Raw genomic sequence first — 13,723 nt, 5'->3', positions numbered from 1 at the left:
ATTTATGAAATTAACCGACTTGAATATAGAGGAAGGTTTCGTAGTAGATAAAGTAGCTACCGATGGTGAGATTAGACAAAGAATTATAGAAATGGGATTCACTCCAGGTGCTAAAGGATGGATTGTAAGAAAAGCACCTCTTGGAGATCCTATACAAGTCCATATAATGGATTATGAAATTTCTTTAAGAAAGTCTGAAGCTAATGGCATAGAAGTAGCAAAATCAGATGTTGAAATAAAAAAAGAAAGAGTATTAAAACACAATGATCATAAAGAAATAAAAGAGGATGAAAATTCTCTTGTAGAAAATAAAAATGATATAGCTAAAAAGCTAAAGGTTCCTTCTAATAATACTAAATTAAAAGTAGCAATAGCAGGTAATCCTAACTCAGGAAAAACAACAATATTCAATGCTTTAACAGGTGCTAATTATAAAGTTGCCAACTATCCTGGAGTAACAGTAGAAAAAAGACAAGCTAATATGCTGTACAATGGATACACTTATGACTTAATAGATTTACCAGGCGTTTATAGTTTAAGTGCATATTCTCAGGATGAGGTTGTAGCATGTGATGTTCTTCTTAATGAAAAACCTGATTTTATAATAAATGTTATAGACTCAACAAATTTAGAAAGAAATCTTTATCTTACTTTACAGCTTGTAGAATTAGGCATTCCTATAGTATGCGTTCTTAATATGTATGAACATGCTGAAAAAAACGGAGTTAGAATTGATGAGAAAAATTTAACAGAGCTTTTCAAATTCCCTATAATGAAAGTACATGGAAATAGATATGAAAGCGTTGTAATGATTTTAGAAAAAATAGAGGATATGTATAAATCCGGAAACAAATTAAATCAGGATTCTGCTATAAGATACGGAGAAGAGGTAGAAAAATCCATAAAAACTATTACAGACAAAATGCAGGGAGATATAAGCGAACTTCATAAAAGATGGCTTGCTATTAAAACTTTAGAAAAAGATGAAAGAGCAATACATTCTATTAGAAGAGAATGCAATAACGGCGGAGATGTAATAGAAACTTTAAATAAAGAAATAATAAAATTAGAAAATTCAATGAATGCCAAAACAGACTCAATAATGGCTGATAAAAGATATTCATATATAAGAGGAGCATTACAGGAGGCTGTTCAAAAGGATAATATACAGGCATTCAATTTTACTGAAGCTGCCGATGTAATATTCTTAAATAAATGGCTTGGACTTCCTATATTTTTGGTTGTACTATGGCTGATATTTAAGATCACATTTACAGTAGGAGCATATCCTCAAGGATGGCTTGAAACAGGTATAGGAGCATTATCTGAATTTGTAGGAAATCTTTTGCCTGACGGAAGTTTGATACAGTCTGTTGTTGTTGATGGAGTTATAGGAGGAGTTGGTGCTGTATTATCATTCTTACCGCTTGTATTAATATTGTTTACAGGAATTTCATTTTTAGAAGACTGCGGATATATGGCAAGAGCTGCTTTCTTAATGGACAAAATAATGCATAAATTAGGTTTGCATGGTCAGTCATTCATACCTCTTTTCTTAGGTTTCGGATGTACAATTCCTGCAGTTATGGCTGCAAGAACATTAAGAAGCAAGAAAGACAGAGTTGTTACAGTTTTAATTACTACGTTTATGAGCTGCGGTGCCAGACTTCCTGTTTATATATTGTTTATAGGTGCTTTTTTTGCTCCAAAAATGGCTGCTTCTGTAATGTTTAGCATATACATGATTGGTGTTTTAATGGCATTTTTAATAGCATTCATATTTAGAAAAGCATTCTTCAAAGGTGAAGAAACTCCTTTTGTAATGGAGCTGCCTCCTTACAGAATACCTAGAGCAAAAGCAGTATTAAGACACATGTTTGACAGAGGCTGGATGTACATTAAAAAAGCCGGTACTTATGTATTTGCTGCTTCTGTTATAATTTGGGCATTAATGACATTTCCTCAATATACACCTACTGAAGAAGATAATACAAGACTTATGCAGGAAGCTAAATCATTGGCTGTTAGTCAGGGATTAGATGCTAATAATGAAGAAGTTATAACTGCTGAATATGACAGATTAGTTGCTTCTGAGGGATTAAGACATAGTTATGCCGGTAAGATAGGTACATTTATAGAACCTGTATTAAAGCCTTTAGGTTTTGATTGGAGAATAGGTATTGGACTTGTTGCCGGAGGTGCTGCTAAAGAAGTATTTGTTTCTACTATAGCACAGATTAAATCCATAGAAGATGGTGATGAGGCTGTACTAACAGAATCATTACAAAACGATCCTGTATTTAATCCTGTAGTAGCTTATACATTACTATTATTTGTACTTCTATACTTCCCATGTTTTGCTGCTGTGGGGGTTATAGGTTCTGAAATTGGTAAGCAATGGATACCTTTCTTAATGATATATACATTGGCTGTTGCTTGGATAGTTAGTTTCGTATTCTATCAAGTGGCAGGAAGAATAGCAGGCATAATATAAATTTGCATCCATAAGATAGTTTTTTAATATAGTGTTTCACTCAAGGCTTTATTTCAATATAAAGTCTTGGGTGTTTTTATATTATATCCCCTACCCTAATTTTATAATCCGCACGCTTAATGCATTAATAATATACACAAAGTCAATAACATAATTTAAATTAATTATCAAAATAAACTAAACGTGCGTTAAATATATTTTTTATTTAATAAACACTTGGGCGGGCGTGCTTTTTCTTTATAAGCAGTAAATATAAATAAAATGCTTATTTAAAAAAATAAAATTTATAATCTTAAAGGGCGGGGTATGTAATTTAATAATAAACATATCAATAATACAAAAATTTTAAATATCTAATTTCCAACCTTCATCATTATGATATATCATTAATTTAGTCATTCCTCCATCAACAATAATGTTTTCTCCATTTATAAAATCATTATTGCAAAGAAACCAAGCTGTACTTGCTATATCATAAGTATTCCCTACTTTAGCACTTGGATGCTGAAGTACATCTTCATTGCTAAACTCTGCATTATCAAAAGTATTTATCCATCCGGGACTAATTGAATTCACACGCACTTTATGAGATAAACTTATAGCCATAGCATGAGTTAAAGCTATTATACCTCCTTTAGCAGCACTGTAGCTTTCGCTGTCTTTTTGCGACATAAAAGCTCTTGTTGAAGCAATATTTATAATACATGCATTATCATTAAAATAATTCATTAGATTCTTTGTAATCTCATAAGGAGCAGCAACTCCTATCTTAAAAATTTCCAAAAAATCATCATAACTGCAATTACTTAAAAGCCCTTTGTTAGAATAGCATGCATTATTTATTAAATAGTCAACTTTTCCATATTTTTCTATTATTTTATTTGTAAATAATTTTATAGATCTTTCATTATCAATAGTATCATTTATGAATATACATTCTCTATTCATTGACTTTATTTTTTCAAATACTTTTAAACCATTTTCATTATCTTTGTCTATAAATGCTATATCGCAATTATTTTCAGCAAATAAAAATGCTATTTCTTTACCTATGCCGTTTGAAGCACCTGTTATAACACAAACTTTATTTTTCATAATATTAACTCCAATTAGAATATTATACAGAAATGAAAATAAAAATCTAGTTACTATAAATTGACAAGATAAAAATTTTCTTATATACTCAAATAATTATTTAATACTATTTAGAGGTATACTATGAAAAAAATAATTATAACATCTTTAATATTAATCAGTATAATAAGCTGTAATTCTAAAAAAACTGATAATACAGAAGCAACTGCAGATACTAATGCAGTTAATACCAATAATACAGAAATAGTTTCTAATGATGAAGAAATTAATACTGATACTGCAGAAATTAGTGAAGTACCAGAATGGGATTTGGAGGCTTTTAATGATCTTAAAAATGTAAAGGATGCACAATCTTTAAAAAGCTTTGAAGAGAAACATGGAGAAAGAAGTTTAATAATGGCATTACAATACGGTGATAAAAAAATGGTTACTCAATTACTTTCTTACGGTGTTAATGTTGATCAGACTTATGTTGATAATGATAGTCCATTAAAAACAGCTTCTGCAAAAGGATATTTAGAACTTGTAAAAGAGTTTATAAAAAGAGGGGCAAATGTTAATTTTATAGGAGAAGGAAATATTGATGCTTTACATTCAGCAGTAATGTCTACAAATGAAAATAGTTTAAAAATAATGAAAGAATTATTAGATGCAGGTGCTGAAGTAGATGTCGAGTATGGCTGGGAAGAACCTGTTCCTATATTATTTGAAACAATTGGATATGTTGGAGAATCAAAATGTTATTTAGATAAATTTAAAATGCTTGCTGAATATGGAGCTGATATAAATTATGTTGATAGTTATGGCTATCCTTTAATTGATTATGCTGTTAAGTCAGGCTGTTTAGATATAGTAAAATATTTAGTTTCAAAAGGCATTGACCCTGCTATGAAATATGAACTTAAAGAATATTATCCAAATGTAAATATTTCATTATTGGCTAGTACTCTTTATAATAGTGATACAGAAATGGCAAAGTATTTAATAGAGCAAGGTGCAGATGTAAATACCCTAACACCTTCAGAAGATGGTTATCCTTTACTGCTTCAGGCTATAGATAATGGAAAAACCGAGCTTGTTAAACTTTTAATAGAGAAAGGAGCAGACACTACAGTTGTAAATAAGGAAAAGAAGACCGTATTTGATATAGCTAGAGAAAAAGGCTATGATGATATTGTAGCTTTAGAAAAATAATAATTTTAAATATAAAAATTGTGAGCGTCTGTTAGCTTTAGCTTACAGAGCCTAAAAGCGAACAATTTTTATTGGTAATAATATATATTAGCTTTAGAAAAATAATATAAGTGAGCCTACAGAATTACATAGAAATAAATAATAAAGCGATAAAAAGCCGCCTCGATAATGAATTATCGAGGGACTTATAGGCTTTTTCGAGCATAACAACAATAAATAAAAAATTGAGCAGCTGGCAGTTTTAATTGTCAGCTGTTTTTTTAACAATATATTTTTAATTTATATACGGTATAATGGTAATTAATGTTTTCTTTACTTTTATATTTACTTATGATATTATAATAAAAAATAATGATTAAAGGGTAATTAAATGAAAAAAACAATTATAACGGCTTTAATATTAATCGGTATAATAAGCTGTAATTCTAAAAAAACTGATAATACAGAAGCAACTGCAGATACTAATGCTGTTAATAACAATAATACAGAAATATCTAATAATAAAATATCTAATAATGATGATGAAGAAATCTATCAGGGATATGCTTCTAATGATATGTGGAGTATATATAAAACTACAATGTTAGAAGAGGAAGAAAAATTATTTAATGAAATTGATTCTATAAAAGATAAAACTTCTTTCGATGAATGGCAGTCAAAAAATCCGAGTAAATCTTCTTTAGTATTTGCTATTGATAAATTTCCTACAGAAGAAAAGGCTATTGAATTAATATCTTATGGTGCTGATGTAAATATGAAAGATGATAATGATAGTAGGACTCCTTTAGAATTAGCTTCAAAAATGGGATATTTGAAACTTGTAAAAGAACTTATCAAACAAGGTGCTGATGTTAATTTTAGAGAAGAAAAAGGAGATATAGACGCTCTATATTATGCAGTAGAGTCTGAAAAAAATTATCATTTGGAAGTAGTAAAGGAATTATTAAATGCAGGGGCAGACACTGATATTATTTATGGTACTAGAGAAGAAAATGAAGATAATATATTAAATGTTGCTATAATAGGAAGATGCAATTTAGAAAAGGTTAAACTCCTTACAGAACATGGAGCAGATATAAATTATTCAAATTTTGAGTATGGACCTGTAATTGCTGTTGCTATTTCTAAAGAATGTATTGATATAGTAAAATATTTAGTTTCTCAAGGTGTTGACCCTGCTATGAGATATACTAATGGTTATTCATATTCAGGTAAAAGTTATTCATTACTTAATGCTGCAGTAAGAAATAAAACTACAGAAATAGCAGAATATTTAATAGAACAAGGTGCTGATATTAATACTCAAACTGATAGTGTTTCTGGTTTACCTTTAATATTTGTTGCTCTTAGAGCTGAAAATATTGAACTCCTTAAACTTTTGATAGAGAAAGGTGCAGATACTTCTGTTGTTGATGAAGACGGAAAAACAATTTTTGATTTAGCTAAAGAACAAGGCTATGATGAGATTCTGGCTTTAGAGAAATAATATAAATAAAAAAATGTTAAATTAAGTAGCCTACAAGTCCCATTACATATGACATAACAACAATAAATAAAAAATTTGGCAGCTGGCAGATTTAATTGTCAGCTGTTTTTTATTAACAGCAATAATAAACTTGTTTCAAAAGTACTTGATATATAATGAAAATTTTTAACTTTGTCAACTACTAGCCGTAGCGGCAACCCGCACGGTATCGCTTATTCTTAATGAATGTCCTTTATACGTGCGGCTGATTTTATTTATTATTATACAAAAATTAATAATTTATCTTAGAGGTAAAACAAAATTAGTATTATTTAGTACTAATTTTATATTTGCACTTTTTGCAACTTTGGCGAAGCCCACAGAGTGTAGCGGCGAGAAAAAGTTGATAGTACATTTACAAAATATAAAAAATTAAAAATTTCAGTATATAAAATAGCTTATCACTAGCAATAAAAATTAACATAATATAATATTGATAAAGTCAGAAACTTAATTATAATTAATTAAATTATATTTGGAGTTTTATATGAAGATATATGAAATTATTTTTAGCCCAACAGGCGGAACAAAAAAGGCTGCCGATGCAATTGCTTTAGAAATAAGTCAAAAAACTAACAGTAATATAGAAAAAGTTGATTTAACTGATTATAGTATGGATTTCTCAAGCGTAAAAATATCTCAAGATGATATCGCTGTTATTGCAGTACCGTCTTATGCAGGCAGAGTTCAGGAAATAGCATCAAAACGTATATCTCAAATAAAAGGTAATGGAGCCAATACTGTTATTATATCTGTTTATGGTAATAGAGATTATGAAGATACTTTAATTGAACTTTACGATATAGCAAAAGATTTAAATTTTAAAGTTACTTCTGCTGCAGCTGCAATTGCTAAACATTCTATAGCTTATAAATATGCTTCTAATAGACCGGATGAAAATGATATATCAAAACTTAAAGAATTTGCAGGTAACATAATAAACGCTTCTGAAGTTTTAGATGAACATAAATTAAAAGGAAATCGTCCATATAGACAAATAAGCAAAGTATCATTAGTACCTAAAACTAAAAATAAATGCAATGATTGTAAATTATGTGCTAAGAAATGCCCAGTTCAAGCAATAGACATTAATAATCCTAAAATAATTGATAAAAACAAATGCATATCCTGTATGAGATGCGTTTCAATATGTAATTCTTCAGCTAAATATATTAATAAGATTATGTTAACTATGATACATTTTGCTTTGAGAAAATCATGCTCTAAATCAAAAGACTATGAATTTTATATTTAATTATACTCTTATATAAAACATATTTTTAATTATATATATTTTATTTTGCCACAAATACAATTAAAGTTACTACTATAACTGATGTATATATTTTAGAATTGATTACTATACTTATTATATATCTATAAAAATATGGCAGCTACTTATCACTATAATATAATTATCCGTATATATAAATATTTAAAATATATTGTAATGTTTTATGAAATTTGTTATTATATGCTCAATAAATAATATTTAGGAATATTTGTACATGGGAAAATCTATTAAAGGTGTTTTAAGCAGAAAAAACATTTCATTAAAAAAATTTAATACATTCAGAGTTAATGCCAAGGCTTTAGAATTTTATATACCTGAAACTATTAACGGCTTTATAGATTTAATAAAATATATTAATGATAACAATAAAAGGTACATGATTTTAGGTGGCGGAAGCAATATTCTATTTTTGGATAAAGTAATAGAGTTCCCAATAATATATACAGGTTTTTTCAGCAGAATAGAACATACATCTCATAATATTTTAGCCTACTCCGGTGCAAATGTTATGGATGTTGTGAAATATGCTTATAAAAATGCATTTACAGGTTTAGAGTTCTTATACGGACTTCCCGGAAGCATAGGTGGAGCTGCATATATGAATGCAAGATGTTATGAGCATTCCATATCTGAGTTTATAGACAAAATAGGAATAATAGATGAAAACATAGAGTATATGCATATTGGTATAGATGAATGCAAATACGCCTACAAAAAAAGTGTTTTTCAAGATAAAAAATATATCATATTGGATGTTAGATTTAAATTAAATAAAGGTTCTAAAAAATTAATAAAACCGGAAATGAATAAATACTTAAAAGATAGAAAAAACAAAAATCAATTTAAATATCCTTCAGCCGGAAGTACATTTTTGAATGATTATGAAACTAATATGATAGCTGGAAAAGTTATAGACTCCGTTAATATGAAAGGTTTTAGATTAGGAGGAGCTATGATTTCTCCATACCATGCAAATTTTATAGTTAATTACAATAATGCATCAGGAAGAGATATACTCAATCTTATGAGAAAAGTAAGAGATGAGGTTTACAATCAGAAAGGAATTATTTTAAATGCAGAAGTTAGAATAATATCCAATGATGAAAATGAAAAGTTATAAATTAATCTATAGCATACTAAAATCTAATAATGATTAAATATTAAAAAATTTATTTGGTTACAAAAGTTAAATACAAAATACTATTTATTCTATATGCATAATAAAATTATTATACATATAGAGATAAAATTTCAATTAACTTATTTATACATTATAAAAATCATCTAAATTATAAGCATCATTCCAAAATTTATATTCCCAAACAAAAGCTATATCAAAAGAAATTATCATTCTTTCTTTTACATAATCAGAAGCATTATCATACAAATCATCAATAATTTTTATCATATTTTCAGTAGATTTTGAAAATTCTTCATCAGCATAAGTATCAATCCACTTTTCATATGGATTATTTTTTACATTTGCATTTTCTTTTATGTATTTTCCTATTTCATTATATATCCAAAAGCATGGAAGTATAGATGCAGCTGCCGTTTCAAAAGCTTCTGTATTAGCAGTATTAATTAAAAAGCTTGTATATCCTATATTAGCAGTTGTAATTTTATTAGTATTTTCAAAATTAAAAATTTCTCTAAAATATTTATGCACAACCTCTTCTTCTACTATATAAGCATTCATAGATGATTTCAAAAAAGCTAAGGCATAATCTACATTATTATGTATTTTTGATGATATTGTTGCTAAAGTTTTAGAGTAGTATTTTAGATATAAACTATCCTGTTCTATATAATAGGCAAATCTTTTTTTATCCAAAGTACCTTCCATAAGCTCTTTATTAAACGGCATATCAATTATTTTTTTATATAGCCCCTCATTTTTTTCCAAACTTTTTCTGAAAATTTCATTTTATTCTCCTTTTATTTAATTTGATTTAAACATTATTATTTTTATCATTGCTATGCTCCCCTGCGCCTATAATCAGAAAATAAATAAATTTATTTGTGCAACTGTACCACTTTGGGTCTGGCTTCGGCTCACTTTTTATCTTCCTAACTATAATAAATTATTATTTTATATATGCATAATTAAATTTATATCTTCCCAAAGGCTCATCAATATAATTTTTAAGTTTAGGATTAACTATCAAAAAATCAGTTCTATATATAAAAGGTATAATAGGAACTTCATCAAATAGTATTGATTCAGCTTCTTTTAAAGCCTCCATTCTTTTTTGTGCATTTGTGGCAGTAGTGGCAAACTCTATCAAAGAATCATATCTGGCATTAGAAAATCCTCCATAATTTATATCGCTGTAGCTAGTCATAATTTGAAGCATAGTAAGAGGATCATTATAATCACCTGTCCAGCTTGTTCTAGCCATTTGATAATTTCCTGATTCTCTGAAAGGCAAAGTAATTTTTGATTCTTCCGTTCTAACCATTACATCAATATTAAGAGTATTTTTCCACATTTGCTGAATTGCTTCCAAAACTGTAGTATAAAAACCAGATGAAACTTTTACTTCAAGAATAGGGAAATTTTCTCCATTAGGGTATCCTGCTTCAGCTAATAATCTTTTAGCTTCTTCTACATTATTACTGTAATTGTTTGCTATTATATAATTACTGCTTTCTTTTCTAAAAGATTTTTCAACTCCTTTTACTACAGGCGGAACAAATGCTTCTGCAGCTATTAATTTGCCATATCCTATATTTGATACTATATAGTTTCTATCTATTGCAAGTGATAATGCTTTTCTCACTCTTTTATCGGACAATGCTTTATCTTTTGTATTTAAATCCAAATAATAAACACCTATAATATCGCTTACAGCCATTAAATTTTCTTTTATTAAATTTTCTATTTCTCCAATAGGAGGAGCATTTATAGAAAAATCAACATCCCCCGTTCTAACAGCGTTAAGCGATATATATTCATCGGCTATCAAAACAAAATTAATTTTTTTAGCAACTTGATTTGTATAATTCCAATAATTAGTATTTATTTCAAAAGCAATTAATTCATCAGGCTTTCTTTCCACCATTTTATAGGCACCGTTGCCGATATATGTTTCAGGATTCCAAGTCCAATCATCGCCGTATTTTTCTATTATATCTTTTCTTACCGGCATATAAACTCCGCCTGAAGCTAATATATCAGTAAAATATAAAGTAGGTGCTTCAAGTTCTATTGTGAGGGTATTTTCATCTATAGCATTTACTCCAAGATTTTCTACTGGCTGTTTTCCTCTTATTATATCTTTAGCATTTTTTATATATTCCATTAAATAGCTTAAAGGCGATGCTGTTTTTGGATCAACGGCTCTTCTATAGGAATATACAAAATCATCAGCAGTAACTTTTTTACCGTCGCTCCATTTTGCATCGTCTCTCAAATAAAATGTATATGTAAGATTGTCATCGCTTATTTCCCATTTGTCAGCGACACCTCCTACAATGTTTCCTTTTATATCTTTATTAAGAAGCCCCTCAAATGCATGATTAATATAAATATATCCATAGGTTTCATCATTTAAAGCAGGATCTATAGTATTAAGTTCATATCCCAAATTTACAGTGATTTCGTCTTTGATATTTTTTGTTTGTTTTTTACAAGATATAAACAATGTAAATGAAATGATTAGAATAATAAATTTTTGTTTTGAAGTCATAAAAAGCTCCTTTAAATTAAAATAAAAAATAGAGATTTTTATAACACCGTTTGTCTTGTTTGTTTTTAGATAATTTAATAAAACAAGACCAACTTTAGAAAAGGTCTTATTTTATTAATTTTTAGAGTAAAAAATATAATAAAAAAAGATAATTCCCTACGCTGGCATTACCCAAACAGGTTATAAGGGTCGAAGTTTTTAATTATTTAAATAAAAATTATGTAAACTTCCTCTCAGCCTTTTCAAGCTCCCCGATTTTGCATAATGATATAATATTTTTACCATTTTATCAACATATGTATATAGTTTTTTTATATAATTCATATTACAATTAATCATTTCATAAGTTATAAATGTATATTTTATTATGAGTAATATAAATGTTATTTAATTCTACAGATTTTTTGATATTTTTTCCTATAACATTAATTTTATATTGGATATTTCCAAAAAAATTAAGATATGTATGTCTTTTTATAGCAAGTTATATCTTTTATATGTTTTGGAACCCTAAATATGCTCTATTAATGGGTACTTCTACAGTTGTGACTTTTTTAAGCGGTATATTAATAGAAAAACTAAAATATAAAAGAATAGTTGTGGCTTTCAGCTTTATAATAAACATTGGAATACTTGTATTTTTTAAATATTTTGATTTTCTTCTTCAGAATATTAATATTGTATTGTCATCATTGAATATACAATTAATAGAAAAACCTTTTGATATTATTTTACCTGTAGGAATATCATTTTATACTTTTCAGGCACTAAGCTATACAATAGATGTTTACAGAGGCGAAATAAAATCAGAAAAAAATATTATTAGATATGCTTTATTTGTATCCTTCTTTCCTCAGTTAGTTGCTGGTCCTATTGAACGTTCAAAGCATTTGCTTGGTCAAATACAGAATATGGATAAAATAAAAAGGTTTGATTATCAAAGAATAACAGAAGGTTTAATTTTAATGCTTTTTGGTTATTTTCAAAAAATGGTAATAGCTGACAGAGCTTCTATATTAGTAGATACTGTATTTAATAGATATTATATTTACAATTCAACTGAATTAGTATTGTCAGCGTTACTTTTTGCGGTGCAGATATACTGTGATTTTGCAAGCTACTCTCTTATAGCAATAGGTACTGCAAAAGTTATGGGTATAGATTTAATGGAAAATTTTAACACTCCTTATTTTGCTAGAAGCATAAAAGAGTTTTGGGGAAGATGGCATATATCATTATCCACTTGGTTTAGAGATTATCTTTATATACCTTTGGGTGGAAACAGATGTTCAAAGATTAGAAAGAGTTTTAATATATTAGTAACATTTTTAGTAAGCGGATTATGGCATGGAGCTAATTTTACTTTTATAGCTTGGGGTGCCATTCATGGTATATGCTATCTAATAGAAGATATTACATCAAAATTCAGAAATAATATTTTAAATAAATTTAATGTTAAGGTAGAAAGTTTCAGCTTTAAATTTCTACAAGTGATTTGTACCTTTATAATAGTTGATTTAGCTTGGATATTTTTTAGAGCAGAAACTATACATGATGCTTTCTATTATATAGAGAGAATGTTTACTAGAATAGATTTATGGCGTTTATTTGATGGTTCATTATATAAAATTGGATTGGACAACTTTGAAATGAATATACTTATAATATCTTTGATAGTGCTTTTTTTAGTTGATTTGATAAAATATATAAAGAAAGAAACTATTTATGAGTTTTTAAAAAATCAATGTTTGTATTTCAGATGGGCTGTAATATTTTTCTTATTATTCTTCATTATAATATACGGAAAATATGGTGCAGGTTTTGATCCTAAACAATTTATATATTTTCAATTTTAGGAGCTATAAATATGCAGCATAAAGGAACAGTACAATTAGAAAGTGCAAGATTATTATTAAGAAAATTTAAAATAGAAGATGCTTATAATATGTATAATAATTGGGCTAATGATGATGAGGTTACAAAATATTTAACTTGGAAAACTCATAGCGGCATCGAAGAAAGCAGACAAATTATAAATGAATGGATAGCTCAATATGATAATAATAATTTTTATCAATGGGCTATTGTATTAAAAGAAAATAATTTATTAATAGGAAGTATAGCAGCTGTTGATATAAATGATAATGCAGATATTATTAGTATAGGATATTGCATATCAAAAAAATATTGGCATAAAGGCATTACATCAGAGGCTTTTTCAATATTGATTAAATTCTTTTTTGAAGAAGTTAAAGCAAATAGAATAGATGCTAAACATAATATTAATAATCCTAATTCAGGTAAAGTAATGCTTAAATGCGGATTAAAAAAGGAAGGAATATTAAGAAGTATTTATAAGGATAATACAGGACTTGCTGATGCAGCAATTTATTCTATTTTAAGTAAAGAATATTTTAATTGATAAATAG

10 protein-coding genes and 1 riboswitch are annotated in these 13,723 nt (G+C 27.7%); of the genes, 7 read left to right on the top strand and 3 right to left on the bottom strand.

The genetic code is table 11. The annotated features are described in order from the left end of the window. Positions 1 to 4: 4 nt before the first annotated feature. Positions 5 to 2,494, top strand: a complete 2,490-nt coding sequence (feoB, locus tag T324_RS0104940) for a ferrous iron transport protein B (protein ID WP_028329217.1) — start codon at positions 5 to 7, stop codon at positions 2,492 to 2,494. Between the two features lie 345 nt (positions 2,495 to 2,839). Here the strand turns inward: feoB and T324_RS0104935 are convergent, their stop codons facing one another. Continuing rightward, on the bottom strand, positions 2,840 to 3,589 hold the full coding sequence (locus tag T324_RS0104935; protein ID WP_028329216.1) for an SDR family oxidoreductase: 750 nt from the start codon (positions 3,587 to 3,589) through the stop codon (positions 2,840 to 2,842). A 123-nt stretch (positions 3,590 to 3,712) separates the two neighbouring features. Here T324_RS0104935 and T324_RS0104930 point away from each other — a divergent pair, with 123 nt between their 5' ends. The 4 genes from T324_RS0104930 (at position 3,713) to murB (ending at position 8,722) form a co-directional block, all read left to right on the top strand. Further along, positions 3,713 to 4,783 (top strand): ankyrin repeat domain-containing protein, encoded by a 1,071-nt coding sequence (locus T324_RS0104930; RefSeq protein ID WP_028329215.1) that lies wholly within the window; start codon positions 3,713 to 3,715, stop codon positions 4,781 to 4,783. A gap of 370 nt (positions 4,784 to 5,153) precedes the next feature. Next, positions 5,154 to 6,269, top strand: a complete 1,116-nt coding sequence (locus T324_RS0104925; protein ID WP_028329214.1) for an ankyrin repeat domain-containing protein — start codon at positions 5,154 to 5,156, stop codon at positions 6,267 to 6,269. Positions 6,270 to 6,795: 526 nt separating this feature from the next. Then, positions 6,796 to 7,563, top strand: a complete 768-nt coding sequence (locus T324_RS0104920; protein ID WP_028329213.1) for a 4Fe-4S binding protein — start codon at positions 6,796 to 6,798, stop codon at positions 7,561 to 7,563. Positions 7,564 to 7,816: 253 nt separating this feature from the next. Beyond that, on the top strand, positions 7,817 to 8,722 hold the full coding sequence (murB, locus tag T324_RS0104915) for a UDP-N-acetylmuramate dehydrogenase (protein WP_028329212.1): 906 nt from the start codon (positions 7,817 to 7,819) through the stop codon (positions 8,720 to 8,722). Between the two features lie 144 nt (positions 8,723 to 8,866). Here murB and T324_RS16790 read toward each other — a convergent pair whose 3' ends face one another. Continuing rightward, on the bottom strand, positions 8,867 to 9,508 hold the full coding sequence (locus T324_RS16790) for a TenA family protein (RefSeq protein ID WP_425387418.1): 642 nt from the start codon (positions 9,506 to 9,508) through the stop codon (positions 8,867 to 8,869). Between the two features lie 181 nt (positions 9,509 to 9,689). After that, positions 9,690 to 11,294: a peptide ABC transporter substrate-binding protein gene (locus T324_RS0104905; protein ID WP_028329211.1), complete on the bottom strand. Its 1,605-nt coding sequence runs from the start codon at positions 11,292 to 11,294 to the stop codon at positions 9,690 to 9,692. A 136-nt stretch (positions 11,295 to 11,430) separates the two neighbouring features. Further along, positions 11,431 to 11,558, bottom strand: a riboswitch (TPP riboswitch). A gap of 116 nt (positions 11,559 to 11,674) precedes the next feature. Here T324_RS0104905 and T324_RS0104900 point away from each other — a divergent pair. Together T324_RS0104900 and T324_RS0104895 are read left to right on the top strand one after the other, a co-directional pair. Further along, positions 11,675 to 13,150: an MBOAT family O-acyltransferase gene (locus tag T324_RS0104900; RefSeq protein ID WP_028329210.1), complete on the top strand. Its 1,476-nt coding sequence runs from the start codon at positions 11,675 to 11,677 to the stop codon at positions 13,148 to 13,150. A gap of 11 nt (positions 13,151 to 13,161) precedes the next feature. Then, on the top strand, positions 13,162 to 13,716 hold the full coding sequence (locus tag T324_RS0104895) for a GNAT family N-acetyltransferase (protein WP_028329209.1): 555 nt from the start codon (positions 13,162 to 13,164) through the stop codon (positions 13,714 to 13,716). Positions 13,717 to 13,723: the final 7 nt, after the last annotated feature.

It is taken from the genome of Brachyspira alvinipulli ATCC 51933 (assembly GCF_000518245.1).
Lineage (GTDB): Bacteria > Spirochaetota > Brachyspiria > Brachyspirales > Brachyspiraceae > Brachyspira > Brachyspira alvinipulli.
Note: the sequence above shows the minus strand (reverse complement) of the source record. Positions and strands in the feature narration are given on the sequence as shown.

Excerpts from the sequence above, each read along its gene's own strand:
- T324_RS0104925 (WP_028329214.1), top strand. The coding sequence starts at position 5,154 with ATGAAAAAAACAATTATAACGGCTTTAATATTAATCGGTATAATAAGC.
- T324_RS0104935 (WP_028329216.1), bottom strand. The coding sequence starts at position 3,589 with ATGAAAAATAAAGTTTGTGTTATAACAGGTGCTTCAAACGGCATAGGT.
- murB (WP_028329212.1), top strand. The coding sequence starts at position 7,817 with ATGGGAAAATCTATTAAAGGTGTTTTAAGCAGAAAAAACATTTCATTA.
- feoB (WP_028329217.1), top strand. The coding sequence starts at position 5 with ATGAAATTAACCGACTTGAATATAGAGGAAGGTTTCGTAGTAGATAAA.
- T324_RS0104930 (WP_028329215.1), top strand. The coding sequence starts at position 3,713 with ATGAAAAAAATAATTATAACATCTTTAATATTAATCAGTATAATAAGC.
- T324_RS0104905 (WP_028329211.1), bottom strand. The coding sequence starts at position 11,294 with ATGACTTCAAAACAAAAATTTATTATTCTAATCATTTCATTTACATTG.
- T324_RS0104920 (WP_028329213.1), top strand. The coding sequence starts at position 6,796 with ATGAAGATATATGAAATTATTTTTAGCCCAACAGGCGGAACAAAAAAG.
- T324_RS0104900 (WP_028329210.1), top strand. The coding sequence starts at position 11,675 with ATGTTATTTAATTCTACAGATTTTTTGATATTTTTTCCTATAACATTA.
- T324_RS0104895 (WP_028329209.1), top strand. The coding sequence starts at position 13,162 with ATGCAGCATAAAGGAACAGTACAATTAGAAAGTGCAAGATTATTATTA.